This window comes from Kitasatospora sp. NPDC052896 (assembly GCF_044547075.1).
In the GTDB taxonomy this organism is placed as follows: Bacteria; Actinomycetota; Actinomycetes; order Streptomycetales; family Streptomycetaceae; genus Kitasatospora.
Genome location: NZ_JBITZU010000016.1, coordinates 27836 through 53181, shown reverse-complemented (window position 1 = coordinate 53181; position 25346 = coordinate 27836). Strand labels below are relative to the sequence as shown.

Here is a 25346-nt window from a genome sequence, read left to right as displayed (position 1 = left end):
GCGCCGCGCCCCGCGGGGGGGGCGGGGGCCGCCCCCCCCCGGGGCGCCGCGCCGCGGGCCCCCCCCCCCCCCCCCCCCCCCCCCCCCCCCCCCCCCCCCCCCCCGGCCGGCCCGCCGGCTACATCCCGGCGATCAGCTTCTCCACCCGTTCGTCCACCGAGCGGAACGGGTCCTTGCAGAGCACCGTGCGCTGCGCCTGGTCGTTCAGCTTCAGGTGCACCCAGTCCACCGTGAAGTCCCGGCGCTGCTCCTGCGCCCGACGGATGAAGTCCCCGCGCAGCCGGGCCCGGGTGGTCTGCGGCGGCACCGACTTCGCCTCGAAGGTCTTCAGGTCGGTGGTCACCCGCTGCGCCTGGCCCTTGCCCTGCAGCAGGTAGAAGAGCCCGCGCCGGCGGTGGATGTCGTGGTACGCGAGGTCGATCTGGGCGATCCGCGGGTTGGACATGCTCATCTGGTGCTTCTCGCGGTAGCGCTCGATCAGCTGGTACTTCATGATCCAGTCGATCTCGGTGCCGGCCTTGGCCAGGTCCTCGGTGCGCACCGCCTCCAGCGTGCGACCCCACAGCTCCAGGACCCGGGCCACCGTGCCGGTGTTCAGCCCCTTGCGGTCGGCGAACTCCAGCGCCTTGGTGAAGTACTCCTCCTGGATCTCCAGGGCGCTGGCCTCCCGGCCGTTCGCCAGCCGCACCTGGTGCCGGCCGGTCAGGTCGTGGCTGACCTCGCGGATCGCCCGGATCGGGTTCTCCAGTGTGAGGTCCCGCATCACCACACCGGCCTCGATCAGCCGCAGCACCAGGTCGGTGGCGCCGACCTTGAGCAGCGTGGTGGTCTCCGACATGTTGGAGTCGCCGACGATCACGTGCAGCCGCCGGTACCGCTCGGCGTCCGCGTGCGGCTCGTCCCGGGTGTTGATGATCGGACGGGACCGGGTGGTCGCCGAGCTGACGCCCTCCCAGATGTGCTCGGCCCGCTGGCTCACGCAGTAGACCGCGCCGCGCGGCGTCTGCAGCACCTTGCCCGCCCCGCAGATCAGCTGGCGGGTCACCAGGAACGGGATGAGCACGTCGGCCAGCCGGGAGAACTCGCCGTGCCGGGCCACCAGGTAGTTCTCGTGACAGCCGTAGGAGTTGCCCGCCGAGTCGGTGTTGTTCTTGAAGAGGTAGACGTCCCCGGCGATGCCCTCCTCGTGCAGCCGCCGCTCGGCGTCCACCAGGAGGCCCTCCAGGATGCGTTCACCCGCCTTGTCGTGCGTCACCAGCTCGGTGACGTCGTCGCACTCCGGCGTGGCGTACTCGGGATGCGAACCGACGTCCAGATAGAGGCGGGCGCCGTTGCGCAGGAAGACATTGCTGCTGCGTCCCCAGGAAACTACGCGGCGGAAGAGGTACCTGGCCACCTCGTCCGGAGACAGACGCCGTTGTCCCCGAAACGTGCACGTGACGCCGTACTCGTTCTCCAGCCCGAAAATTCGGCGGTCCATGCTGGGACTTTACGCTTCCGACAGCGTTCTGAAACCGTTTCGGCCGCGCCAATCGGGCCACGATTTCCAGCAGTCGGAAAACGCGCACGCCCGTGCGGTGCGGCGCCCTGCACGCCGCACCGCACGGGCGCGATGGCCGTACGGCCGGGAACTACGCCTCCGGGGCGGCCGGGCCGGTCCCGTCGGCCGGGGTGTCGGCCTCGTCCACCGCGGCCGACTCGTCGCCGCTCAGCAGCCGGCTGAGCTGGCCGCCCAGGATCCGCTTGAACTTGCGCTGCTGGAACCGGCCGCGGTCCAGCACCGCGACCTCCAGCTGCTCCGGGGTGAGCGCCCGCGGCGTGCCGCCGTTGGGGTCCCGGGCGAGCGAGTCCACGGCCAGCCGGAGCGCCTCGGCCAGGCTCATCCCGGACCGGTGCCGCTGGCCCAGGTAGTTGCCGATCGAGTCGGCGTTGCCGCCGACCACGATCGAGTTCTTCTCGTCCACCACGGAACCGTCCGGGGTGAGCCGGTAGATCTGGTCGTCCTCCGCGGTGCGGCCCACCTCGGCGACGATCAGCTCGACCTCGTACGGCTTCTCGCCGACCGAGGAGAAGATGGTGCCCAGCGTCTGGGCGTAGACGTTGGCCAGCCCACGGGCCGTCACATCGGCCCGGTCGTAGGAGTAGCCGCGCAGATCGGCGTAGCGCACGCCGCCGATCCGCAGGTTCTCGAACTCGTTGTAGCGGCCGACCGCCGCGAAGGCGATCTTGTCGTAGATCTCCGAGACCTTGTGCAGCGCCCGGGAGGTGTTCTCGGCGACGAAGACGATGCCGTCGGCGTAGGTGAGCACGACCACGCTGCGGCCGCGCGCGATGCCCTTGCGGGCGTACTCCGCGCGGTCCGCCATGGCCTGCTGAGGCGAGACGTAGAACGGTGTGGACACCGGCGGTCGTCCCCTTCTGTCAGGTGGGTGAGTGGGTGTGGCCCTGGCGGACTAGAGCAGGGGGGCCTGCGGCCCGTTGGGGTGGGTGAGTCGCCGGTCCGTGATCGAGACCGCGATCCGCGCCACCTCGTCGTCGGACAGCCTGCGGAGGCCGTCCTCGGTGATCAGCGAGACGATCGGGAAGATCTGCCGGGCGATGTCCGGACCGCCGGTCGCCGAGTCGTCGTCGGCCGCGTCGTAGAGCGCCTGGACCACCAGGGTGGCGGCCTCGTCGCCGGTCAGGTCCTCCCGGTAGAGCTTCTTCAGCGAGCCGCGGGCGAAGAGCGAGCCGGAGCCGATGGCCGCGAAGCCCCGCTCCTCGGACCGGCCGCCGGTGACGTCGTAGGTGAAGATCCGACCGCGGCCGAGGTCGAGGTCGTAGCCGGCGAAGATCGGCACCACGGCCAGGCCCTGCATCGCCATGCCCAGGTTGCCCCGGATCATGGTGGTCAGCCGGTTGGCCTTGCCCTCCAGGGAGAGCACGGTCCCCTCGATCTTCTCGTAGTGCTCCAGCTCGAGCTGGAAGAGCCGGACCATCTCCACCGCGAGCCCGGCGGTGCCGGCGATGCCGACCGCGCTGTACTCGTCGGCGGGGAAGACCTTCTCGATGTCGCGCTGGGCGATCACGTTGCCCATGGTGGCCCGCCGGTCACCGGCGAGCACCACCCCGCCGTCGAACACCGCCGAGACGATGGTGGTCCCGTGCGGCGCCTCGACGGTCAGCCCCTCGGGGAGCGTCCGCCGACCGGGCAGCAGTTCGGGCGAGTGGTCCGCCAGGAACTCGATGAACGAGGAGGACCCGGGGGTCAGGAAGGCAGCCGGTAGACGCCCGGTGCCGCGAGTGTTGGCTTCCACACGATTCCTTCCAGATGAGTCGGCGGCCCGCCGAAGTGCCTCGGGCCGGTCCCTCGGCCTTTCCCGGTGCCGCACTGTGGGCGAAGCGGAGGACGCCACGGACCCTACCCGTTTCCCGGCCGTGATCCACATGCTCGGCCCATCCGGCCCGACGACGCACCGCTCGGCGTCGCCACAGACCGCGCCGCAGGCGCGACAAGGCGCCTGCGGCGCGGGAAGAGTGCTCGGCAATGCTTTTCCGCATTTCGGGCGATGTGCCCGGAATGCGATTCCGGGGCGCCTTACTGTCCGCCCTTCTGGACAAATCCGCGCACGAAGTCCTCGGCGTTGGACTCGAGGACTTCGTCGATTTCGTCCAGCACCGCGTCAACGTCGTCGCTCAGCTTTTCCTGGCGTTCCTTGAGCTCCTCGGACTGCTCCGCCTCCGCTACCTGTTCCTCGGTCTCCTCCGAGGAGCGGTTCGCCCGCTGCTGGCCGCCGCCGGTGTCCTTGGTCGCCATGTCCCTCACCCCGCTCGCATTCGTCTGGCACGGTTGGTCGGAGCCTGTTGCTCAGACCCTATACACCGGGTGGCGACAAGCGCTGCCCGTTTGCGTGGTGTCCGCGGCTCACGCCACGGGCACCGGGTCGGACGGTCCGCCCCACTCTCTTCAACGCCGGAACGTCACCTGGATGATTCCCCTCCACCGGGTCGTTCACCCGTGGTGTGTGATCGCTCACCCACCGGAGAGGACCCGGACCAGGTCCTCCGCGGTGCGGCAGCGGTCCAGCAGTTCCTTGACGTGGTTGCGGGTGCCGCGCAGCGGCTCCAGGGTGGGCACCCGTTGCAGCGAGTCGCGGCCGGGCAGGTCGAAGATCACCGAGTCCCAGGAGGCCGCCGCGACGTGCTCGGCGTACTGCTCCAGGCAGCGGCCGCGGAAGTAGGCACGGGTGTCCTCCGGCGGCTGGTGGACCGCCCGGGCGACCTCGTCCTCGGTCACCAGCCGGTCGAACCGGCCGCGCGCGACCAACCGGTTGTAGAGGCCCTTCTCCGCCCGGACATCGCTGTACTGCAGGTCGACCAGGTGCAGCCGCGGGTTGTCCCAGTCCAGCCCGTCCCGCTGCCGGTAGCCCTCCAGCAGCTCCCGCTTGGCGATCCAGTCGAGCTGCCGGGACAGGCTCATCGGGTCACGCTCGAGCCGGCCGAGCACGTCCTCCCAGCGGGCGAGCACGTCCTTGGTCTGTTCGTCGGCGTCGTGGCCGTAGCGGTCCTCGACGTACTTGCGGGCCAGCTCGCAGTACTCCATCTGGAGCTGCACGGCGGTCAGCTTGCGGCCGCTGCGCAGCGCGATCAGCTGCCGCAGCTCGGGGTCGTGGGAGATCCGGTGCAGGGTCCGGACCGGCTGGTCGACGGCGAGGTCGACCGCGATGAACCCCTCCTCGATCATCGCCAGCACCAGCGAGGTGGTGCCGAGCTTGAGGTAGGTGGAGATCTCGGAGAGGTTGGCGTCGCCGATGATCACGTGCAGCCGGCGGTACTTCTCGGCGTCGGCGTGCGGTTCGTCCCGGGTGTTGATGATCGGCCGCTTGAGCGTGGTCTCCAGGCCGACCTCGACCTCGAAGTAGTCCGCCCGCTGGCTGATCTGGAAGCCGTTGGCGGAGCCGTCCTGCCCGATGCCCACCCGACCGGAGCCGGTGACCACCTGGCGGGAGACGAAGAAGGGCGTGAGGTGGCGGACGATGTCGGCGAACGGGGTGGCCCGCTGCATCAGGTAGTTCTCGTGGGTGCCGTAGGAGGCGCCCTTGTTGTCGGTGTTGTTCTTGTACAGGTGGATCTGCTGCCCGTTGGGCAGCTCCAGCGCCCGGGCGGCGGCCTCGGCCATGATCCGTTCGCCGGCCTTGTCCCAGAGCACCGCGTCGCGCGGGTTGGTGACCTCGGGCGAGCTGTACTCGGGGTGGGCGTGGTCCACGTAGAACCGGGCGCCGTTGGTCAGGATGATGTTGGCGAGGCCGATGTCCTCGTCGGTGAGCTGGCTGGCGTCCGCCACCTCGCGGGCGAGGTCGAAACCCCGGGCGTCCCGCAGCGGGTTCTCCTCCTCGAAGTCCCAGCGGGCGCGGCGCGCCCGGTGCATCGCCGCCGCGTAGGCGTTGACGATCTGGGACGAGGTGAGCATGGCGTTGGCGTTGGGGTGCCCGGGCACGGAGATCCCGTACTCGGTCTCGATGCCCATCACGCGCCTTACGGTCATGCGGCCCTCCTTGCCCGTCGCCCCGCCCCGAGCGGGCGGGGCACCGACGTGACTGCTGTGGCGCCGCGGCTGACGGACCGTCGGGTCCGCGGGGCGGCGGGTCGGACGTGGTGCGCTGCGCCGCGGCCGGGGCAGGGGGCCGGCGGCGCAGACGCGCCGTCCGGCCGCGGAGCCCGGGGGGCCGCGGCCGGACGGGGTGGCGGTGCGGGACGACTACAGGTACTGACCGGTGTTGGCCACCGTGTCGATGGAGCGGCCGGACTCGGCGCCCTGCTTCCCGGTGACCAGGGTGCGGATGAAGACGATCCGCTCGCCCTTCTTGCCGGAGATCCGGGCCCAGTCGTCCGGGTTGGTGGTGTTGGGGAGGTCCTCGTTCTCCTTGAACTCGTCGACGCAGGCGGCGAGCAGGTGGGAGACGCGCAGACCGCGCTGACCGTGGTCCAGGAAGTCCTTGATGGCCATCTTCTTGGCCCGGTCGACGATGTTCTGGATCATGGCGCCGGAGTTGAAGTCCTTGAAGTAGAGGACTTCCTTGTCACCGTTGGCGTAGGTGACCTCCAGGAAACGGTTCTCCTCGCTCTCGGAGTACATCCGCTCGACCACGGACTGGATCATGGCGGCGACGGTCGCCTCCAGCGAACCGTCGTGCTCCTTGAGGTCGTCCGGGTGGAAGGGGAGCGAGGGCTTGAGGTACTTGGAGAAGATGTCCTTGGCGGCCTCGGCGTCCGGGCGTTCGATCTTGATCTTGACGTCCAGCCGGCCGGGACGCAGGATCGCCGGGTCGATCATGTCCTCGCGGTTGGAGGCGCCGATCACGATGACGTTCTCCAGGCCCTCCACGCCGTCGATCTCGGCGAGCAGCTGGGGAACGATGGTGTTCTCGACGTCCGAGCTGACGCCGGAACCACGGGTGCGGAAGAGCGACTCCATCTCGTCGAAGAAGACGATGACCGGAGTGCCCTCGCCGGCCTTCTCGCGCGCCCGTTGGAAGACCAGCCGGATCTGCCGCTCGGTCTCGCCGACGTACTTGTTGAGCAGCTCGGGGCCCTTGATGTTGAGGAAGTAGCTCTTGCCCTGCGGGCGGCCGGTGACCTCGGCGACCTTCTTGGCGAGCGAGTTGGCGACCGCCTTGGCGATCAGCGTCTTGCCGCAGCCGGGCGGGCCGTAGAGCAGGACGCCCTTGGGCGGGCGCAGCTCGTACTCGCGGAACAGCTCGGCGTGCAGGTAGGGCAGCTCGACCGCGTCGCGGATCTGCTCGATCTGGTTGGAGAGGCCGCCGATCTGGCGGTAGTCGATGTCCGGGACCTCTTCGAGGACCAGTTCCTCGACCTCGGCCTTGGGCACGACCTCGTAGACGTAGCCGGAACGGGTCTCCAGGAGGAGGGCGTCGCCGGCGCGCAGCGTGACGTCGCGGAGCGGTTCGGCGAGTCGGACCACCCGCTCCTCGTCGGTGTGCCCGATGACCAGGGCACGCTCGCCGTCCTCCAGGACTTCCTTGAGGGTGACGATGTCGCCGATGCTCTCGAACTCGAAGGCGTCGACGATGTTGAGGGCCTCGTTGAGCAGCACTTCCTGACCGCGGCGGAGCTCGTCCAGCTCGATGCTGGGGCTGACGTTGACCCGCAGCTTGCGACCACCGGTGAAGATGTCGGCCGTACCGTCCTCGTTCTGGCTGAGGAAGGTACCGAACCCGGCGGGGGGCTGGGCCAGCCGGTCCACCTCCTCCTTGAGGGCCACGATCTGGTCGCGGGCCTCGCGCAGGGTGGAGGCGAGCCGTTCGTTCTGGGCGGTGACTCCGGCCAGGTTGGTCTGGAGCTCGACGATGCGGTCTTCGAGGACTCTCGAAGAGCGCGGGGACTCGGCGAGCTTGCGGCGCAGGACGGCGATCTCCTGCTCGAGGTACGAGACCTGTGCGGCCTCGTCGGAACCACGAGCGGGCTTGCCGGCACTGCGGTTGTAGTCGTCATCGTGGGCTGCCACGGTCCTCACCTCCTCCTGGGGAGCGGGATGCTTCCAGACCCTACCTGGACCAGGGGCCGTGTAAACCCCTAGATCAAGAAAGACGGAAGGGGTGTGTCCGATCTTCACCCGTGTGTGCTTCCCCTCGGCAGGGAGATACCCACCGCGCACGCTCGGAAAGCGGGCGGATGTAGGGTCGAGCAAGTCAATACCCGATCGTGACCGTTCCTCCTGGACGGATCGTCGGACAAGCGGACAGAAACGGCAGGAGCAGATGTCAGTGACCAGCGAGGCGGCCTCCGGTGAGCCGCTCGAGGTGTGGATCGATCAGGACCTGTGCACGGGCGACGGCATTTGCGTCCAGTACGCGCCTGAGGTCTTCGAGCTGGACATCGACGGGCTGGCCTATGTCAAGGGCGAGGACGACGAGTTGCGGCAGCAGCCGGGCGAGACCGCGCCGGTTCCGCTGACACTGCTTCAGGACGTGGTGGACTCCGCGAAGGAGTGCCCGGGCGACTGCATCCACGTGCGCCGGGTGCGCGACGGGGTCGAGGTGTACGGGCCGGACGCCGACTGATCCGCGCGCGCCGGTCGCTGGTGCCCCGTCAGGCCGTGGCCGACGGGGCACTGCTCTGGGTGCGGACGTACGATCCGCCCCGACGCGTCCAGTTGAGGGTGACGGTGAGGTCGGGGCAGCAGCGCGGGACGTCGGGGGTGGAGTAGCCCTCGGCGGTGGCGGTGATGCTGCCGTCGCCGCGCAGCGCGAGCCGGGTCACCGTGAAGCCCTCCTGCCAGCGGACCAGGGTCTGCTGGATCCGGGGCGGGCCTCCGGGGCCGGGGGTGAGCAGGAAGACGCCGTCGGGGGCGGTGCCGCCGGCGGTGTCGCAGTGGGCGGCGACCAGGGTGCTGGGGACGCCGTCGCCGAGGTCGGTGGGGACGCTGATGCTGGTCCTGACCGGGAGCGGGCCGCAGTCGAGCGGGAGCTGGGCCTTGGCGGGGTCGGGGGCCTCGGCGGTGGGGACCGGCCGGGGGGTGCCGGGTGCGGCGGTGGTCGTCACGCCGACGGCCGGGCTCGCGGCCAGGGCGCCGCCGGTCACCGCGGACACGGCGGCGGCGACGGCGATCCAGTGCCGGGCCCGGGTGCGGGTGTGCGCGGGAGCCTGCGCCGGTGTCCGGTCTGCCACTGCGTCTGCCACGGGGTGCCCTCCACCGGCAGGTCTGGGTGTGAGGCAGCATCGTCGCACATCAGGGGTGATCGGCCGGTCACCGGGGGCGCGCTCGGGAGCGGCGGACGAGAACGCCCGGGGACGGTGCCGGGTGGGCACCGTCCCCGGGCGTTCGGGGTCAGTCCTGCTCGATGACGGGGGTCGCCTCGCGGGCGGCGGCCCGGGCGGCGGCGCGCTCGGCCAGTGTGGGCTCGGCGGCCCCGTTGTCGTAGTCCTCGCCGTAGGCGCCCTTGGCGGGGCGGCGGCGGCGCAGCGGCGGCTCGACCCCGTCGGCGAGCCGGCGGGAGGTGAGCAGGAAGCCGGTGTGGCCGATCATCCGGTGGTCCGGGCGGACGGCCAGGCCCTCGACGTGCCAGGTGCGGACCATGGTCTCCCAGGCCTGCGGCTCGGTGAAGGTGCCGTGCTCGCGCAGGGCCTCGACGGTGCGCGACAGCTGGGTGGTGGTGGCCACGTAGCAGCAGATCAGACCACCGGGGACGAGGGCCTTGGCGGCCACGTCCAGGCACTCCCAGGGGGCGAGCATGTCGAGGATGATCCGGTCGACCTCGGTCTCCACCAGGTTGTCCTGGAGGTCACCGACGGTGAGCTTCCAGGCCGGGTGGGGTGCGCCGAAGTAGCGCTCGACGTTCTTCCGGGCGATGTCGGCGAAGTCCTGGCGGCGCTCGTAGGAGGCCAGCATGCCGGTGTCGCCGACGGCGCGCAGCAGGTAGGTGCTGAGGGCACCGGAGCCGACGCCGGCCTCGACCACCCGGGCGCCGGCGAAGATGTCGGCCATGGCCAGGATCTGCCCCGCGTCCTTGGGGTAGATGACGGCCGCACCGCGCGGCATGGACAGGACGTAGTCGGGGAGCAGGGGGCGCAGCGCGAGATACGGCACGTTCCCCGTGGTGCGCACGACCGTACCCTCGGGGGCGCCGATCAGCTCGTCGTGCGGGAACGCACCCTTGTGGGTGTGGAAGTTCTTCCCGGCTTCGAGCGTGAACGTGTAGTGGCGGCCCTTGGGGTCGGTCAGCTGGACCTGGTCCCCGACCGTGAATGGCCCCCGCCTGCGGGTGGCACCGGTCGGTTCGGACATGCGGACAATCCTAAGGGCTTCTCGGGCCGCCCCGGACCACGTGGACTGGTCAGCGGCCGGCGACGGCGGCGGCGAGGCGGCGCTCGACGTCGCTGACGGCGAGCACGCCGTAGACCGTGCCGTCCGGCTCGACGACCAGGTACTCGCTGGCCGGGGTGGCCCGCAGGGCGGCGAGCAGCCGTTCGCCGGCGAGGTCGGCGGGCAGCCGCAACCCCGGCTCGATGGCACGGGCGAGCGCGGCGGCGGCCACCCAGGGGCGGCGCTGTTCGGGGATCTGGAGGACGGCGGCCTCCTTGACCAGGGCGGTCGGTTGGCCGCCGCCGTCGACCAGGACGACGCCGCCGGCCTGGGCCTCGCGGGCCTGCCGGAGCGCCTCGGCGAGCGGGGTGTCCGAGGCGACGGTGACGGCGCGCCTGGTGAGAGTGCGCAGGTCGAGCGCGGGCAGCACCGCCTTGAGCCGGGCGTTGCGGACGGCGGCGCCGGCACCGTTCCAGATGATCACGGCGAGGATCGCGGCGAGCACCGAGTCGAGCAGGGCGTCACCGTTGGACTGGCCACCGGCCCGGGCGGTGCCGATCGCCGGGAGGCCGAAGAGCACGGCCAGCGCGAGCACCCGGCCGGCCCAGGCGGCGGCGACCGTGCCGGCCATCGGGCGGCCGGTCAGGCCCCAGACCAGTGCGCGCAGCATCCGTCCACCGTCCAGCGGCAGGCCGGGCAGCAGGTTGAAGGCGGCCACCACCAGGTTGGAGATCGCCAGGCCGGCGATCAGCACGCCGGGGACGGTGCCGGCCCGGACCAGCTGGAGCGCGCCCCAGCAGAGGCCGCCGATCACCAACGAGAGCAGCGGACCGACGAAGGCGAGCCAGAACTCCCGACCGGGGGTCTCGGCCTCCCGCTCGATCTCCGAGACGCCGCCGAAGAACTGCAGCTGGATCCGGCGCACGCCGAGCCTGTAGCGGAGCGCGACCAGGGTGTGGGCGAGTTCGTGGACCAGCACCGAGCCGTAGAACGCGATCGCGAAGAAGAGCGCCACCAGGTAGCGGGCGAAGCCGAGGCCGGGCAGCACCGTGCGGAGTTCACTGCCGAAGAGCCAGGTGATCAGGGCGGCGATGACGAACCAGGTGGGGGTGATGTAGATCGGCACGCCGAAGGGCCGACCCATCAGGATGGCACCGCCCGGGCGCTCGGACCCGGTCGGCCGCTGGTCCTGCTGGGGTGGCTGCTCGGAGGTCTGCTGCCCCGTGGTGTCGCTCACCGTGACCCCTTCAGGTCGTCTGCCCCGCCGCTCCCCGGCCGGTTCGGGCGGGGGTTGGCTGCCCACGCTACGTGATCTCGTCCGGCGTCGGCTGGACGGCCCTGGTACCGAGTGTCCTACCCCGGATACGGCACCGGCCACCAAGGGATCCCCGATGTGAGTGCCCTGACAGCCGGATGACAGCCCGACCCCATAGGGTCGACGCATGCAGCAGACCGAGACCGCCCGCCGCGCCGCGCCGCCGACCGGGCTCTCCCCCTCCCGCGCCGGGGACTTCCTGACCTGCCCGTTGCTCTACCGGCTGCGGGTGATCGACAAGCTGCCGGAACCGCCGAGCCCGGCGGCCACCCGGGGCACCGTGGTGCACGCGGTGCTGGAACGGCTCTTCGACCATCCGGCGCCCGAGCGGACCGTGGACCGGGCCCGTGAGCTGCTGCGTCCGCAGTGGGAGCGGCTGCTGGGCGAACGGCCGGAGCTGGCCGAGCTGTTCCCGGAGGATCCCGACGGCACCGCGCTGGGTCGGTGGCTGGCGGACGCCGAGAAGCTGCTGGCCCAGTGGTTCCGGCTGGAGGACCCGACCCGGCTGGAGCCGGCCGAGCGCGAGCTGTACGTGGAGACGGTGCTGGACTCGGGTCTGCACCTGCGCGGGTACATCGACCGGGTGGACGTGGCGCCGACCGGCGAGGTGCGGCTGGTGGACTACAAGACCGGCCGGGCGCCGTCGCGGGACTTCGAGGCCAAGGCGATGTTCCAGATGAAGTTCTACGCCCTGGTGGTGTGGCGCTGGAAGGGCGTGATCCCCAAGCGGCTGCAGCTGGTGTACTTGGGCGGGGGCGGCGACGTGGTGAGCTACGACCCGGACGAGGCCGATCTGCGGTCGATGGAGCGCAAGTTGCTGGCGCTCTGGGAGGCGATCTGTCGGGCGGTGGCGACCGGGGAGTTCCCGGCAACCCGCAACCGGCTCTGCGATTGGTGCGACCATCAGCAGAGCTGTCCGGAGTTCGGCGGGACTCCCCCGCCGTACCCGCTGCCGCTGGCGGTGCTGCCGGCGGCGCGCACGACCGAGGAGCCCCCGGGCCGCCAGGGGTCAGACGTGAATCAGATGAGCAAGGAGTCCTAGGTGACGATCCGTGTGCTGCTGGTCGACGACCAGCCGCTGCTGCGCACCGGCTTCCGGATGATCCTGGAGGCCGAGACCGACCTGGTGGTGGTGGGCGAGGCCGGGGACGGCCAGCAGGCGCTGGAGCAGGTGCGGGCGCTGCAGCCGGACGTGGTGCTGATGGACATCCGGATGCCCCGGATGGACGGGGTGGAGGCCACCCGGCGAATCGTCGGGCCGGGGCGGGACGGCCCGGTCAAGGTGCTCGTGCTGACCACCTTCGACCTGGACGAGTACGTGGTGGAGGCGCTCCGCGCGGGAGCCAGCGGGTTCCTGCTGAAGGACGTGCCGGCCGAGGAGCTGGTGCAGGCGATCCGGGTGGTGGCGGACGGCGCCGCGATGCTGGCGCCCTCGATCACCAGACGGCTCCTGGACATGTACGCCACCCGGCTGCCCTCGGGCGACGAGGCGCCCTCGCCGGCGCTGACCGCGCTGACCGAGCGGGAGATGGAGGTGCTCCGGCTGGTCGCCAAGGGGCTGTCCAACGCGGAGATCGCGGCCGAGCTGTTCGTCAGCGAGACCACGGTGAAGACCCACGTCGGGCACGTGCTGACCAAGCTGGGGCTGCGCGACCGGGTGCAGGCGGCGGTCTACGCCTACGAGAGCGGGCTGGTGCGTCCCGGGACGCTGTGAGCCGAACGCGGCGGGGCCGGCCGGGGAGGGTTCCCCGGCCGGCCCCTTCGCGTGGGCGGCGGACTACTGCCGGCCGATCCCGGCGAACCGGTAGACGCCGGTGGAGTCCACGGTCTGCTCGACGCCGGTGATGTTGTTGCGCGAGACGAAGTACGACTTGTCCTGGAACAGCGGCAGCATCGGCACGTCGTTCGCCAGGATGCTCTGGATGCTGGCGAAGGTGCTGGCGGCGGCGGTGCGGTCGGCCTGCTTCTGCGAGACCGGCACCAGCTGCTGGCTGATCTGCGGGTTGTCGTAGCCGTTGTGGAAGCTGCCGCCGCCGACCACCAGCGGGACCACGAAGTCCTCGGCGTCCGGGTAGTCGATGCTCCAGCCGACCAGGAAGGACTGGTAGGCGCCGTTCGTGTAGCCCTGCTGGTAGGCGGACGGGTCCGACTGCGTGGTGATGTTCACCTGGAACAGGCCGTCGGCCTCCAGCTCCGACTTCATCTGCGCGGTCAGCGCCTGGCCGACCGGGCCGCCCTGGTAGGCGATGTCGAGCTTGACCGGAAGCGGGACCTTGGCCGCCGTGAGGATGGCCTTGGCCTTGCTCACGCTGGGGTCGCCGTACTTGTCGAAGAAGGCCGTGGTGTGGCCGCCGATGCCCTGCGGGATGATCGAGTACAGCGGCTCGACGGTGTTCGCGTAGACGTCCTTGGCGATCGCCTCACGGTCGATCAGCTGGGCGACGGCCTGGCGCACCGCGGTCTGGCCGGTGGTCTCGTCCTTGGTGTTGAAGACCAGGTAGCTGGCGTCGGAGGCGGCGCCCTGGGTGACCTTGTAGTTGCCGACGCCGGACTGCGAGTCGGTCTGCAGCTGGGCCGAGACGCTCGGGTCGAGGCTGTTGTCGGTGAGGTCGATCGCGCCGCTGTCCAGCGCGGACTTCACCTCGCTCGCGGTCTTGTAGAAGCGCAGCGTGAACTTGGAGTTCGCCAGCTTCTGGCTGCCCTGGTAGTGGGTGTTCGGGGTGAGCACGACCTGGCTCGGCGTCTTGCCGTCGGACATGTCCTGGATCGACTCGATCTTGTAGGGACCGGAGCCGATCAGCTGGCTGTTGGGCAGTTCCTTGTTGGCCGGGAAGACGGTGTGGTCGACGATCGAACCGGCCGCGGTGGCCAGCTCGTCGGGCAGCACGGCGTCCGGCTGGGTCAGGTGGAAGACCACGGTGCTGTCGCCCTGGGCCTCGACCGACTGGATGGTGCCGAAGAGCGCCGACGGACCGTTGGGGTCGTTGATCTGCTTCACCCGGTTGATCGAGAAGACCACGTCCTGCGCGGTCAGCGGGTGGCCGTTGGAGAAGGTCAGGCCCGAGCGCAGGGTGCACTGGTAGGTCATCGAGTCGCTGCCGGTGAACGAGCAGGACTGGGCGGCCTCCGGCTGCGGGGAGGTGGCGCCCACCGGGAAGCTCAGCAGCGACTGGAAGGTGTTCTCCAGGATCATCCAGGAGCCGGTGTCGTACGCGCCCGCCGGATCGAGGGTGCTGGTGGTGCTGATGGTGCCCATCGTGATGGCGCTGCTCGTGCTGCCACCGGAGACCGCGTTCTGGACCGAGCCGCAGCCCGAGACCGTGGCGGCGACCAGAGCGGCGCAGCCCAGCGCGGCCATGCGGCCGGGCGCGCGTCGTATGCCTGAAGTCATGCGTTCCTTCTCCGTGCAGGCCGGCCGTGGGGTGCCGGTGGCAGCCGGACGGCCTCCGGGTCGGGGGCGCGTGCGGGCGGCTGCGTGGGCGTGTCGGGATAGACGCGAGCAGCCTGCCATATCAAAGTCACAGCTCTGCCACCAGATCCTGGCCGGGATGCGCCGCCTGGGCGGGGGAACAGATGAGTTGTCAGGCAATGCCCGATTTCTCCCGCTTCGACAGACCCTGACGGGGCATCACGAGCCGGCTGGTGAGACGAGCATCACACCCGCGCCGCGACCACCGAACGCAGCAGGTCGAGATCGAGCTCCGCGAGCGAGCTGAGCAGGGTCCGCCCGGGCCCCGGCTCGATCGGCGCCACCGAGGGCACCGCGATCACCGGGCAGCCGGCCGCCTCGCCGGCCAGCACGCCCAGCGGAGCGTCCTCGATCACCACGCAGCGGCCGGGCTCGGCGCCGAACCGGGCCACCGCGGCCAGGTACGGGTCCGGGTGCGGCTTGGTGCGGGCCACCTCGTCGCCGGCCACCGAGAAGGCGAACGGGTGGTCGCCGAGGTTGCGCAGCACCAGGTCGATGATCCGCCGGTGCGAGGCGGAGACCAGCGCGGTCGGGATGGCGTGCTCGCGCAGCAGACCCAGCAGCTCGGCGGCGCCGGGCATCAGCGGCGCGCCGCCGTCCAGCAGCTCGACGAATCGGGCGTTGATCCGGCCGCTCAGCTCGGCGGGGGTGAGCTCGACGCCGGTCTCGGCGATCAGGTAGTCCACCACCCGGGTCATCGGGCCGCCGACCACGTGCCGGCGGTGCGACTCGTCGAGCTGGTGGCCGAGTTCGGCGAGGAGCGAGGCCTCGGCCTGCCACCAGAAGTCCTCGGTGTCGACCAGGGTGCCGTCCATGTCCAGCAGCACCGCCTGCAGCCCGTGGTCCCCCGTCACCGTCAGGGCCGGGGTGGTGGTGTCGATGCTGGTCATGGGCACGTCCCTTCGAGTCGCCGCCGTGCCGCCCGCTGCCGGGCGGCACGGGCCGGCGTCCGCCGGTGTGGCGGGCCGGCCCGTACGGGGTCGTCCAGGATACGCGCAGTCGAGCGAACGACGCGCGATCAGTGGGTTACCGCGCGTTGAAGTACTTAGCCTCCGGGTGGTGGATGACGATCGCGTCGGTGGACTGCTCCGGGTGCAGCTGGAACTCCTCGGAGAGCACCACGCCGATCCGCTCGGGCTTCAGCAGCTCGGCGATCTTGGCGCGGTCCTCCAGCTCGGGGCAGGCGCCGTAGCCGAGGGAGAACCGGGCGCCGCGGTACTTCAGCGCGAACATGTCGCGGACGTCCTGCGGGTCCTCGTCGCCGAAGCCCAGCTCGTAGCGGACCCGGGCGTGCCAGAACTCGGCCAGCGCCTCGGCGAGCTGGACCGACAGGCCGTGCAGCTCCAGGTAGTCGCGGTAGGCGTCGGCGCGGAACAACTCGCCCGCGGCCTCGGAGATCCGGTTGCCCATGGTGACCACCTGCAGGGCCACCACGTCGCGCTCGCCGGACTCCTCCGGACGGAAGAAGTCGGCCAGGCAGAGCCGGCGCCCGCGGCGCTGGCGCGGGAAGGTGAAGCGGGTGCGCTCGCTGCCGTCCTCGGCGTAGACGATCAGGTCGTCGCCCTTGGAGTTGGCCGGGTAGTAGCCGTAGACCACGGCGGGCTCCAGCCAGCCCTCGGTCTGCAGCCGGTCCAGCCACATCCGCAGCCGCGGCCGGCCCTCGGTCTCCACCAGCTCGTCGTAGGACGGCCCGTCGCCGGTCCGCGAGGCCTTCAGCCCCCACTGGCCCTTGAAGAGCGCGTCCTCGTCCAGCCAGGAGGCGTAGTCGGCGAACGGGATGCCCTTGACGATCCGGTCCCCCCAGAACGGCGGGACCGGCACCCGGTTGTCCAGCGCCACGTCCGAGCGGACCTGGCCCAGGTTGACCTCCTCCGGCTCCGCCACCTCGACCCGGGCGTGCCGGCGCTGCCGCAACTCGGGCAGGGTCGCACCGGGAACGCCGCGCTTGACCGCGATCAGCGCGTCCATCAGCTGCAGGCCCTCGAAGGCGTCCCGGGCGTAACGGACCTCGCCCTGGTAGATCTCGTGCAGGTCCTGCTCCACGTAGGCGCGGGTCAGCGCGGCACCACCCAGGATCACCGGGTACTGGGCCGCCAGCTTGCGCTGGTTGAGCTCCTGGAGGTTCTCCTTCATGATCACGGTGGACTTGACCAGCAGCCCGGACATGCCGATCACGTCCGCGCCGTGCTCCTGGGCGGCCTCCACGATCGCCGAGACGGGCTGCTTGATGCCCAGGTTGACCACGGTGTAGCCGTTGTTGGACAGGATGATGTCCACCAGGTTCTTGCCGATGTCGTGGACGTCGCCCTTGACGGTGGCCAGCACGATGGTGCCCTTGCCCTCGCTGTCGGACTTCTCCATGTGCGGTTCCAGGTGGGCCACCGCGGTCTTCATCACCTCGGCGGACTGCAGCACGAACGGCAGCTGCATCTGGCCCGAGCCGAACAGCTCGCCGACCACCTTCATGCCGTCCAGCAGCGTCTCGTTGATGATCTCCAAGGCCGGGCGCACTCCCAGGGCCTCGTCCAGGTCCGCCTCCAGGCCCTTGCGCTCGCCGTCGATGATCCGCCGCTTGAGCCGCTCCTCCAGCGGCAGCGCGGCCAGCTCCTGCGCCTTGGAGGCGGCCGCGGAGGCGGTGGAGACCCCCTCGAACAGCTCCAGCAGGCGCTGCAACGGGTCGTAGCCCTCGCGACGGCGGTCGTGCACCAGGTCGAGCGCGACCTCGCACTGCTCTTCGGGGATCCGCGCGATCGGCACGATCTTGGAGGCGTGCACGATCGCCGAATCCAGGCCCGCCTGCACGCACTCGTGCAGGAAGACCGAGTTGAGCACCACGCGGGCGGCCGGGGAGAGACCGAAGGAGATGTTGGACAGGCCCAGCGTGGTCTGCACCGCCGGATGACGGCGCTTCAGCTCGCGGATCGCCTCGATCGTCTCGATGCCGTCGCGGCGCGACTCCTCCTGCCCGGTGCCCAGGGTGAAGGCCAGGCAGTCCACCAGGATCGAACTCTCCTCGATCCCGTAGTCGGTGGTGAGCTCGGCGATCAGGCGCTCGGCGATCGCCACCTTCTTCTCCGCGGTGCGGGCCTGGCCCTCCTCGTCGATGGTCAGCGCGATCAGGCCGGCGCCGTGCTCCCGGGCCAGCGTGGCCACCTTGGCGAAGCGGGAGTCCGGGGCGTTGCCGTCCTCGTAGTTGACGGAGTTCAGCACCGCACGGCCGCCCAGCAGCTCCAGACCGGCGCGCAGCACGTCGGTCTCGGTGGAGTCCAGCACGATCGGCAGGGTGGAGGCGGTGGCCAACCGGCCGGCGACCTCCCGCATGTCGGCGACGCCGTCCCGGCCCACGTAGTCCACGCAGAGGTCGAGCAGGTGCGAGCCGTCCCGGATCTGCTCACGGGCGATCTCCACGCAGGCCTGCCAGTCGCCGGCCAGCATCGACTCGCGGAACTTCTTCGAACCGTTGGCGTTGGTGCGCTCGCCGATCGCCAGGTAGGAGGTGTCCTGGCGGAACGGGACCGACTGGTAGAGCGAGGCGGCGGCCGGCTCCGGCTGCGGGGTGCGCGAGACCACCGGACGGCCCTGGACTCGCTCGACCACGGCGCGCAGGTGCTCGGGGGTGGTGCCGCAGCAGCCGCCGACCAGGGCGAGGCCGTACTCGCGGGTGAAGGTGTCGTGCGCGTCGGCCAGCTCGGCCGGGGTGAGCGGGTAGTGCGCGCCGTCCTTGCCCAGCACCGGCAGGCCCGCGTTCGGCATGCAGGACAGGCCGATGCGGGCGTTCTTCGCCAGGTAGCGCAGGTGCTCGCTCATCTCGGCCGGGCCGGTCGCGCAGTTCAGGCCGATGTAGTCGATGCCCAACGGCTCCAGCGCGGTGAGCGCCGCGCCGATCTCCGAACCGAGCAGCATGGTGCCGGTGGTCTCCACCGTGACCTGGGCCAGCACCGGCAGGTCCAGGCCCGCCTCGGCCAGTGCCCGCTTGCAGCCGAGGATCGCCGCCTTGGTCTGCAGCAGGTCCTGACTGGTCTCCACCAGCAGCGCGTCCGCGCCGCCCGCGATCAGGCCGGCCGCGTTCCGCTGGAAGCCGTCCCGCAGGACCTGGTAAGGGGCGTGGCCCAGGGTGGGCAGCTTGGTGCCCGGGCCGATCGAGCCCAGCACCCAGCGCGGGCGGTCGGGGGTGGCGAAGGCATCCGCGACCTCGCGCGCGATCCGGGCACCGGCCTCGGAGAGCTCGAAGATCCGCTCGGCGATCTCGTACTCCCCCAGCGCCGCGTGGTTGGCGCCGAAGGTGTTGGTCTCCACGCAGTCCACGCCGACCGCGAAGTACGCCTCGTGCACCGAACGCACGATGTCCGGCCGGGTCACGTTCAGGATCTCGTTGCAGCCCTCCAGCTCCTGGAAGTCCTCCAGCGAGGGATCCTGCGCCTGCAGCATCGTCCCCATCGCGCCGTCGGCGACCACCACCCGGTGGGCGAGGGCTTCGCGCAAGGCGGTGGCGCGGGACTGCTGGGCGGCTGAGGGGACACTGGTGGCCATGGGGCTACTCCCTGGATGCGACGGCTGTCGGCTATGCGCTCCCCTCTGTGACGGGGATGCACCCGGCCAGCGTATCCGGCCGGGCGACCTGCCATGAGGGGCGTTCCGTATGGTGAGCCATTCGACGGGCCGGGAGGGGCGGCCCGGTGGGCGGGTGTGGGCGGGACGGGGGATGAGCGGCATGGCGGCGAACAGGGGCGACGGGCCCACGGGGGCTGCGGGAGCCTCGCGGGCTGGGGTCTCGGCAGATGGAACGGCGGGTGCGCGCGAACGGGTGAACGGACGGGGGTGGCGCGCCCCGTCCCGGGGGCCGGGGCGGCGGCCCGGGCGATCAGGACGGCGGCCCGGGCGGTCGGGACGGCGGCGGATCGGGGGCGCCGCGCTGCTGCTGGCGGTGCTGGCGCTGCTTCCGGTGGGCTCGGCGGCGCTGGCGCTGCGCCTGGAGGATGCCGGCACGCCGTCGGCGCAGGCCCGCACCCGGGGGCAGGACGCGGTCTGGCTGGGCCACGCCTGGGTGGACGGCGGCAAGAGCGCCGCCGACCTGGCCGCGCTGACCCGGCTGATGGGCGGCTCCCCCGGCTCGGGCGGGTCCGGCTCGGGTCGGTCCGGTGCGGGCGGGTCCGTTGGGGCGGCTCCCGACCTGGCGGTCCGTGACCTGTACGTGCATGCCGGCCCGCTCTCGGACGACGGCTCGCTGCCCGCCTCCCGATACCCACGGGCCGGACAGCTCATCGCGGCCGTGCACCAGCAGTTGCCCGGGGTCCGGGTACAGGCCTGGCTCGGCGACCTGGTCGAACCCGAGGAGAACGGGCTCAACCTGGACCGGGCCGACGTCCGGGACCGGATCGCCGCCTCGGTCCAGCAGGTGCTGGCCGCCGGGTTCGACGGCGTGCACTTCGACCTGGAGCCAGTGCACTCCGGCAGCGCCGGCTACCTCGCCCTGCTGGACCAGGTGCACGCGCTCACCGCGGCCCGGGGCGTCCCGCTCTCGGTGGCCGCGCCGCAGATCGACCCGCTGCCCGGGCTGCACCGGGTCGGACAGCTGGTCGCCGACCATCCGAAGTGGTGGTCCCAGGGGTACTTCGGGCAGGTGGCCCGGAGGGTCGACCAGATCGCGGTGATGTCGTACGACACCGGGATGCCCGCGCGGTCGCTGTACAGCGGGTACGTCGCGCGGCAGACCACGCTGGCGCTGGAGGCCACCCCGGCGTCGGTCGGCCTGGTGATGGGACTGCCGGCCTACTACGCGGACCAGTGGGGCCATCGGGGCTCGGCGGAGACGGTGGCCGCCGCCGTGCGCGGCGTCCGGCTGGCGCTGGGACGGCGGGCCACGGACCGGGCGGACCGGTCGTCCTTCGGGGTGGGGATGTACGCGGACTTCTCGGCGAGCGCGGCGGACTGGGCGGCCTACCGGCGGGACTGGTGCGGGCTGCCGGAGTGAGGCGGGGCCGGGATGCCGCCCCAACTCGCGGTGTGGGCAGGCCTGGTGGCGCGCGGCTCGGCCGGTACGCACCGCCGTCTCCGCGGTCGGGCGCTCTGAGGGCTTCAGGTGTCTTCGGGTGCCTTCAGGCGCTGCCGCGGAAGGCATCAGGGCACCGCAGCACCGTAGCTGCTCCCGTCGCGCTTGAACTCGCTGCTGCCACAGATGAGTTCGGGGAGTTCGGAGAGTTCGGGGAGTGGCGACGAGCCGTCGCCACTCCCCTCCCCAGCAGTCGCCGCGACGGGCTCAGCTGAAGTCGAGCTCGCCGGTGCGGGTGCGCTTGAGCTCGAAGAACTTCGGGTAGCCGGCCAGCAGGCGGGCGCCGTCGAAGATCTTGACCGCGTCCTCGCCGCGCGGGATCGCGGAGAGCACCGGACCGAAGAAGGCCACACCGTCGACGTGCAGGGTCGGCGTGCCGACGTCCTCGCCGACCGGGTCCATGCCCTCGTGGTGGCTCCGGCGCACCGCCTCGTCGTACTGCGTGCTCTCGGCGGCATCGGCCAACTCGGCCGGCAGGCCGAGTTCGGCGAGCGCCTCGCGGATCACCGCGGGCAGGTCCTTGTTGCCCTGGTTGTGGATCCGGGTGCCGAGCGCGGTGTAGAGGTCGCGCAGCACCTTCGGACCGTGCTCCTGGGCGGCGGCGATGCAGACCCGCACCGGGCCCCACGCGCGGGTCAGCCTCGCCTGGTACTCCTCGGACATGTCCTCGCGGTTCTCGTTGAGGACGGAGAGGCTCATCACGCGGAAGCTGAGGTCCAACTCGCGGTACTGCTCGACCTCCAGGATCCAGCGGGAGGTGATCCAGGCGAAGGGGCAGACCGGGTCGAAGTAGAAGTCGACCTTGGTCGGAGCAGTCTGATCGGTAGTCGTCATGCGCCCCACGATAGGCCGCGGAAGGCGCCGAGCGTGCGGCGAATCCGACACAGGCCACCGGGAACACCGGGACCGGGGCGCCAACCATGCGGCAGCGACGCGTGGTGTGGACCGTGCGCGCCGACGTTGCGCGCCACCCGCGCAGGCCGACCGGGCACGCCGACCACCCTTGCGGCCAAGATCGGGAGAACGGCGTGCGCCCCCGGCACTCCGCACCGGCTCCGGGAGGGGCCGTCGACACTTCAGGCCGCGAGCGGGAGCGAGAGCACTGATCCCAATAGAGATCAGTGCTCTCGAATGTGGCACCCGCTCCGGAAGCGGAGCGCAGACCCGGGGCGCGACTGGCGCTCCGGGTCACACGGGCCGGGAGCGGTGAGGTTCAGCGCCGGATAGCGCGCCGCTCCGAATCACGAGCAGTGATCCGAAACGTGATCGGCGGCCCAAGGCGCGAGCAGTGATCCGAAACGTGATCGGCGATCACGGTGCCGATCACTGCTCACGCTGTCGACCGCCGCTCGCAGCGACCCTCCGTCGACGCCAGACCTCAAAGTCGACGTTCCCCCAAAGTCGACGTCAGGCCTCAAAGTCGAAAGGCACTCAATGGTCGAGGAGTTCGCCCATAGGATCCACCCCGTGCCCCCGATGCCGCCGACGCCCGCGCCACCGGAACCGATCACCCCCGATCCGCCACGCGGGGTGAGCAGCCCGCTACTGACCCAGTCCTGGCTCGACCTGACCTTCCTGCACTGGCCGGTGGACCCCTCGGCGGTGGCCCGCCTACTGCCACCCGGCACGGCCCCCGACACCTTCGACGGGCTCACCTACGTCGGCCTGGTGGCCTTCCGGATGCATCGGATCGGCTGGTACCGATTTCCCGGCCTGCCCTACCTCGGAACGTTCCCGGAGACGAACGTCCGCCTGTACTCGGTCGACCGGTACGGGCGGCGCGGCGTGGTCTTCCGCTCCCTCGAGGCGTCCCGGCTGGTACCCGTACTGGCCGCCCGGATCGGCTTCCGACTCCCGTACGTCTGGGCCCGGATGGCGATCGAGCACCGGGGAGACACGGTCCGCTACTCCAGCGTCCGCCGCTGGCCCGGACCACGCGGCGCGCACTGCCGGCTGGCGGTGCGGGTGGGCGGGGCCGTACCGGAACCCAGTGCCCTGGAACACTTCCTGACCGCCCGCTGGGCCCTGCACAACGCGCCGTTCGGCCGACTGACGCACCTGCCGAACGCCCACCCGCGCTGGCCGCTGTTCCGCGCCGAACTGACCGAGCTGGACGAGGACTTGCTGACTGCGGCCGGCCTGCCACCACTCACCGGGCCACCGGTGAGCGTGCTCTACTCCCCCGGCGTCCCGGTCCGCTTCGGCCCACCCTCACACCCCCCATCGCACCCACCGCGCGAGACCTCGACGCCGCGCTGACCACGAGGGAAACACGAGAGAGTACCGAGGAAAAACCGAACGCACGGTCGTGCAGATCCGAGGAAGAGCGGCTGACACTCCACAGATCCGCCACCAATAGTGTTCAAGTGAATACCATGAGTGACCATGATCGCCCTTCGCCCCCGCCTCCGCGCCGCACTGGCCGCCGTCCCGCTGCTGTTCCTGGGCGCGACGACACCCGCGAACGCCGCTCCCACCCCCGCGCCCAGCCCCGGCTACGCCGCGCTCGGCGACTCCTACGCCGCCGGGGTCGCCGCCCGCTCCTACGATCCGGCCAGCGGCGACTGCCACCGCAGCTCACTCGCCTACCCCACGCTCTGGGCCGCCGCCCACTCCCCCTCCGCCTTCCTCGACACGGCCTGCGAGAGCGCCACCACCGACGAGGTCCGCACCGACCAGCTCCCCACCGTGCCGTCCGACACCGCACTGGTCAGCGTCACCGTGGGCGGCAACGACCTGGACTTCTCGGACGCCGTGATCGCCTGCCTGCAGCCGCTCACCACCGACCACCACTGCACGAGCGCGCTGGACCACTCCGCGCGGCTGCTCGCCGACGACCTGCCGGCCCACCTCGACGGCCTGCTGACCGCGATCGGCCAACGCGCGCCCGGCGCCCGGGTGGTGCTGACGGGCTATCCGCACCTGCTGGAGTCCGTCGCCAACTGCTGGGCCGGCACCACCAGTCGTCGCGACCGGTTCAACGCGCTCACCGACCAGCTGGACGACCTCGTCCAGCGCCAGGCCACCGCCCACCACGCCCGGTTCGCCGACCCGCGCGGCGACTTCGCGGGCCACGGCCTCTGCGCCCCGCGCGGCTCGGAGTGGATCACCGGGATCGTGCTGTCCAAGCCGTGGGAGTCCTTCCACCCCACCGCCGAGGGCCAGGCCCGGGGCTACCTCCCCGCCGTCGCCCGGGCTCTCGCCGGCTGACCCGACCCCGGCGGGCGGCGATGCCGACCGCACGGGCGGAGCCGACCGGATAACCGGTGGCGGCCCGCCGGACAGGGCCCCAGACTGTCCCGGCGGGCCCGCCGCGACCGCACTCGGCGGATCGGCCGCGGTGGGCCCGGCCGGAGCGCCGCCCGCCGGACTTCGGCAGGCATCAAAGCCCGTAGGCTGGGCAGGTACGGTCCGTGGAACAGGGCGTTCCACGTGATGAGGGAAGCAGTCGGCAGCCGGCCGCTGGTTCGCCGCATCCGCCCCCGGGCGGGGGGCGTGCCCGGGTCGGCCGGAGGGAGACGCTGGGTGATCGAGCTGGAAGATGTTCCCGAGTTGATCGACCCGGTCATGGTCTGTGCCTTCGAGGGCTGGAACGACGCGGGCGACGCCGCCTCCACGGCGGTCGCGCATCTGGACGAGACCTGGGGCGGCAAGGTGTTCGCCGCCCTGGACGCGGAGGACTACTACGACTTCCAGGTCAACCGGCCCACCGTCTGGCTGGACGGCGGCATCCGGCGGATCACCTGGCCGACCACCCGGCTGTCGGTGGTCCGGGTGACCGAGCCGAAGACCCGCGACCTGGTGCTGGTGCGGGGGATCGAGCCCAGCATGCGCTGGCGCTCCTACTGCAACGAGCTGCTCGGCTTCGCGCACGAGCTGGGCGTGGAACTGGTGGTGATCCTCGGCGCGCTGCTGGGCGACACCCCGCACAGCCGTCCGGTACCGGTCAGCGGGGTGACCTCGGACCCGGACGTGGCCCGCACGCTGGACCTGGAGGAGAGCCGTTACGAGGGCCCGACCGGCATCGTCGGCGTGCTCCAGGAGGCCTGCGCCCACGCCGGGGTGCCCGCGGTGACGCTCTGGGCCGCCGTTCCGCACTACGTGGCCCAGCCGCCCAACCCCAAGGCCACCCTGGCCCTGCTGAACAAGCTGGAGGACCTGCTCGACCTGCGGATCCCGCCGGGCGACCTGCCCGAGGACTCCCGGGCCTGGCAGTTGGGCGTGGACCAGCTCGCCGCCGAGGACAACGAGGTCGCCGAGTACGTCCAGCAGCTGGAGGAGGCCCAGGACACCGCCGAGCTGCCCGAGGCGAGCGGGGACGCCATCGCCCGCGAGTTCGAACGCTACCTGCGCCGCCGGGAGAACCAGGGGCCGGCGGGCGAGAAGCCGGTGGGCGGCCGGACCGCGGTGGAACGGACGACGGAGCCCACCGAGCCGGTGGAACCGGCCGAGCCGACCGAGGACGGCGGGCCGGCCGAGGGTGCCGACACCGCGGGGAACGGCGACCCCGGCGCCGAGGACGGCGACCGCAAGGACGACCGGCACGACGCGCAGGACGGCTGAGCGGCCGTCAGCGGACGGACCCAGCAGTGGGGGGGGGGGGGGGGGGGGCGGGGGGGGCGGGGCGGCGGGGGGCGCCGCACCCCGCCGGCGCGCCGCGGGCCGCCGGCAGTACAGGAAAGAAAGAACCCAGCGCTCAGGCGGTCTGTCA

The 25346-nt window shown here is 71.5% G+C and carries 20 protein-coding genes; 7 read left to right on the top strand and 13 right to left on the bottom strand.

Features of this window, described 5'->3' with window-relative positions; all coding sequences use genetic code 11:
* Positions 1–118: 118 nt before the first annotated feature.
* The 6 genes from pafA to arc form a co-directional block, all read right to left on the bottom strand.
* Complete coding sequence (gene pafA / locus ACIGXM_RS26330) at positions 119–1480, bottom strand: Pup--protein ligase (RefSeq protein WP_396564956.1); 1362 nt, start codon at positions 1478–1480, stop codon at positions 119–121.
* Positions 1481–1631: 151 nt separating this feature from the next.
* A complete protein-coding gene (gene prcA / locus ACIGXM_RS26325; protein WP_396564954.1) occupies positions 1632–2402 on the bottom strand; it encodes a proteasome subunit alpha in 771 nt (256 codons plus the stop codon).
* A gap of 51 nt (positions 2403–2453) precedes the next feature.
* Positions 2454–3296, bottom strand: coding sequence for a proteasome subunit beta (prcB, locus tag ACIGXM_RS26320; RefSeq protein WP_396564952.1), 843 nt, complete (start codon positions 3294–3296; stop codon positions 2454–2456).
* Positions 3297–3577: 281 nt separating this feature from the next.
* Positions 3578–3796 carry a ubiquitin-like protein Pup gene (locus ACIGXM_RS26315; RefSeq protein ID WP_396564950.1) on the bottom strand — a complete coding sequence of 73 codons (219 nt, stop codon included), beginning with the start codon at positions 3794–3796 and terminating at the stop codon, positions 3578–3580.
* 216 nt (positions 3797–4012) lie between these two features.
* Positions 4013–5524, bottom strand: a complete 1512-nt coding sequence (gene dop / locus ACIGXM_RS26310) for a depupylase/deamidase Dop (protein ID WP_396564948.1) — start codon at positions 5522–5524, stop codon at positions 4013–4015.
* A gap of 213 nt (positions 5525–5737) precedes the next feature.
* Positions 5738–7504, bottom strand: coding sequence for a proteasome ATPase (gene arc, locus ACIGXM_RS26305; RefSeq protein WP_396564946.1), 1767 nt, complete (start codon positions 7502–7504; stop codon positions 5738–5740).
* A 253-nt stretch (positions 7505–7757) separates the two neighbouring features.
* Here arc and ACIGXM_RS26300 point away from each other — a divergent pair, with 253 nt between their 5' ends.
* A complete protein-coding gene (locus tag ACIGXM_RS26300; protein WP_396564944.1) occupies positions 7758–8060 on the top strand; it encodes a ferredoxin in 303 nt (100 codons plus the stop codon).
* 28 nt (positions 8061–8088) lie between these two features.
* Here the strand turns inward: ACIGXM_RS26300 and ACIGXM_RS26295 are convergent, their stop codons facing one another.
* The 3 genes from ACIGXM_RS26295 to ACIGXM_RS26285 all read right to left on the bottom strand — a co-directional run bounded on the left by ACIGXM_RS26295 (position 8089) and on the right by ACIGXM_RS26285 (position 11039).
* On the bottom strand, positions 8089–8679 hold the full coding sequence (locus ACIGXM_RS26295; protein WP_396564942.1) for a hypothetical protein: 591 nt from the start codon (positions 8677–8679) through the stop codon (positions 8089–8091).
* Between the two features lie 148 nt (positions 8680–8827).
* A complete protein-coding gene (locus ACIGXM_RS26290; protein WP_396564940.1) occupies positions 8828–9784 on the bottom strand; it encodes a tRNA (adenine-N1)-methyltransferase in 957 nt (318 codons plus the stop codon).
* 49 nt (positions 9785–9833) lie between these two features.
* Positions 9834–11039, bottom strand: a complete 1206-nt coding sequence (locus ACIGXM_RS26285; protein ID WP_396564938.1) for a site-2 protease family protein — start codon at positions 11037–11039, stop codon at positions 9834–9836.
* Between the two features lie 205 nt (positions 11040–11244).
* On the opposite strand from ACIGXM_RS26285, the gene ACIGXM_RS26280 reads away from it, so the two are divergent.
* Both ACIGXM_RS26280 and ACIGXM_RS26275 read left to right on the top strand, forming a co-directional pair.
* On the top strand, positions 11245–12159 hold the full coding sequence (locus tag ACIGXM_RS26280; protein WP_396564936.1) for a RecB family exonuclease: 915 nt from the start codon (positions 11245–11247) through the stop codon (positions 12157–12159).
* Entirely contained in the window at positions 12160–12831 is a 672-nt protein-coding gene (locus ACIGXM_RS26275) for a response regulator (RefSeq protein WP_396564934.1), read from the top strand.
* 63 nt (positions 12832–12894) lie between these two features.
* On the opposite strand, the gene ACIGXM_RS26270 is transcribed toward ACIGXM_RS26275, so the two are convergent.
* The 3 genes from ACIGXM_RS26270 to metH all read right to left on the bottom strand — a co-directional run bounded on the left by ACIGXM_RS26270 (position 12895) and on the right by metH (position 19116).
* The gene (locus ACIGXM_RS26270) at positions 12895–14508 is read right to left on the bottom strand and encodes an ABC transporter substrate-binding protein (RefSeq protein WP_396564932.1); all 1614 of its coding nucleotides are present in this window, start codon (positions 14506–14508) and stop codon (positions 12895–12897) included.
* A gap of 263 nt (positions 14509–14771) precedes the next feature.
* A complete protein-coding gene (locus ACIGXM_RS26265; protein WP_396564930.1) occupies positions 14772–15476 on the bottom strand; it encodes an HAD family hydrolase in 705 nt (234 codons plus the stop codon).
* 136 nt (positions 15477–15612) lie between these two features.
* Positions 15613–19116 (bottom strand): methionine synthase, encoded by a 3504-nt coding sequence (gene metH, locus ACIGXM_RS26260; protein WP_396564928.1) that lies wholly within the window; start codon positions 19114–19116, stop codon positions 15613–15615.
* A 394-nt stretch (positions 19117–19510) separates the two neighbouring features.
* Between metH and ACIGXM_RS26255 the strand changes: the two genes are divergently transcribed.
* Positions 19511–20557 carry a hypothetical protein gene (locus ACIGXM_RS26255; protein WP_396564926.1) on the top strand — a complete coding sequence of 349 codons (1047 nt, stop codon included), beginning with the start codon at positions 19511–19513 and terminating at the stop codon, positions 20555–20557.
* A 285-nt stretch (positions 20558–20842) separates the two neighbouring features.
* Here ACIGXM_RS26255 and ACIGXM_RS26250 read toward each other — a convergent pair whose 3' ends face one another.
* Complete coding sequence (locus ACIGXM_RS26250) at positions 20843–21469, bottom strand: DsbA family protein (RefSeq protein ID WP_396564924.1); 627 nt, start codon at positions 21467–21469, stop codon at positions 20843–20845.
* Between the two features lie 642 nt (positions 21470–22111).
* On the opposite strand from ACIGXM_RS26250, the gene ACIGXM_RS26245 reads away from it, so the two are divergent.
* The 3 genes from ACIGXM_RS26245 (at position 22112) to ACIGXM_RS26235 (ending at position 25198) form a co-directional block, all read left to right on the top strand.
* Positions 22112–22894 carry a YqjF family protein gene (locus tag ACIGXM_RS26245; RefSeq protein ID WP_396565140.1) on the top strand — a complete coding sequence of 261 codons (783 nt, stop codon included), beginning with the start codon at positions 22112–22114 and terminating at the stop codon, positions 22892–22894.
* A gap of 126 nt (positions 22895–23020) precedes the next feature.
* Positions 23021–23845 (top strand): SGNH/GDSL hydrolase family protein, encoded by an 825-nt coding sequence (locus tag ACIGXM_RS26240; RefSeq protein ID WP_396564923.1) that lies wholly within the window; start codon positions 23021–23023, stop codon positions 23843–23845.
* Between the two features lie 315 nt (positions 23846–24160).
* Positions 24161–25198: a PAC2 family protein gene (locus ACIGXM_RS26235; RefSeq protein ID WP_396564921.1), complete on the top strand. Its 1038-nt coding sequence runs from the start codon at positions 24161–24163 to the stop codon at positions 25196–25198.
* Positions 25199–25346 lie beyond the last annotated feature (148 nt).

What these genes read in the sequence shown, in the direction of transcription:
- dop (WP_396564948.1), bottom strand. Translation starts at nt 5,524, where the DNA reads ATGACCGTAAGGCGCGTGATGGGCATCGAGACCGAGTACGGGATCTCC.
- ACIGXM_RS26240 (WP_396564923.1), top strand. Translation starts at nt 23,021, where the DNA reads ATGATCGCCCTTCGCCCCCGCCTCCGCGCCGCACTGGCCGCCGTCCCG.
- ACIGXM_RS26280 (WP_396564936.1), top strand. Translation starts at nt 11,245, where the DNA reads ATGCAGCAGACCGAGACCGCCCGCCGCGCCGCGCCGCCGACCGGGCTC.
- ACIGXM_RS26290 (WP_396564940.1), bottom strand. Translation starts at nt 9,784, where the DNA reads ATGTCCGAACCGACCGGTGCCACCCGCAGGCGGGGGCCATTCACGGTC.
- ACIGXM_RS26245 (WP_396565140.1), top strand. Translation starts at nt 22,112, where the DNA reads ATGCCGCCGACGCCCGCGCCACCGGAACCGATCACCCCCGATCCGCCA.
- ACIGXM_RS26265 (WP_396564930.1), bottom strand. Translation starts at nt 15,476, where the DNA reads ATGACCAGCATCGACACCACCACCCCGGCCCTGACGGTGACGGGGGAC.
- ACIGXM_RS26315 (WP_396564950.1), bottom strand. Translation starts at nt 3,796, where the DNA reads ATGGCGACCAAGGACACCGGCGGCGGCCAGCAGCGGGCGAACCGCTCC.
- metH (WP_396564928.1), bottom strand. Translation starts at nt 19,116, where the DNA reads ATGGCCACCAGTGTCCCCTCAGCCGCCCAGCAGTCCCGCGCCACCGCC.
- ACIGXM_RS26250 (WP_396564924.1), bottom strand. Translation starts at nt 21,469, where the DNA reads ATGACGACTACCGATCAGACTGCTCCGACCAAGGTCGACTTCTACTTC.
- pafA (WP_396564956.1), bottom strand. Translation starts at nt 1,480, where the DNA reads ATGGACCGCCGAATTTTCGGGCTGGAGAACGAGTACGGCGTCACGTGC.
- ACIGXM_RS26300 (WP_396564944.1), top strand. Translation starts at nt 7,758, where the DNA reads ATGTCAGTGACCAGCGAGGCGGCCTCCGGTGAGCCGCTCGAGGTGTGG.
- ACIGXM_RS26270 (WP_396564932.1), bottom strand. Translation starts at nt 14,508, where the DNA reads ATGACTTCAGGCATACGACGCGCGCCCGGCCGCATGGCCGCGCTGGGC.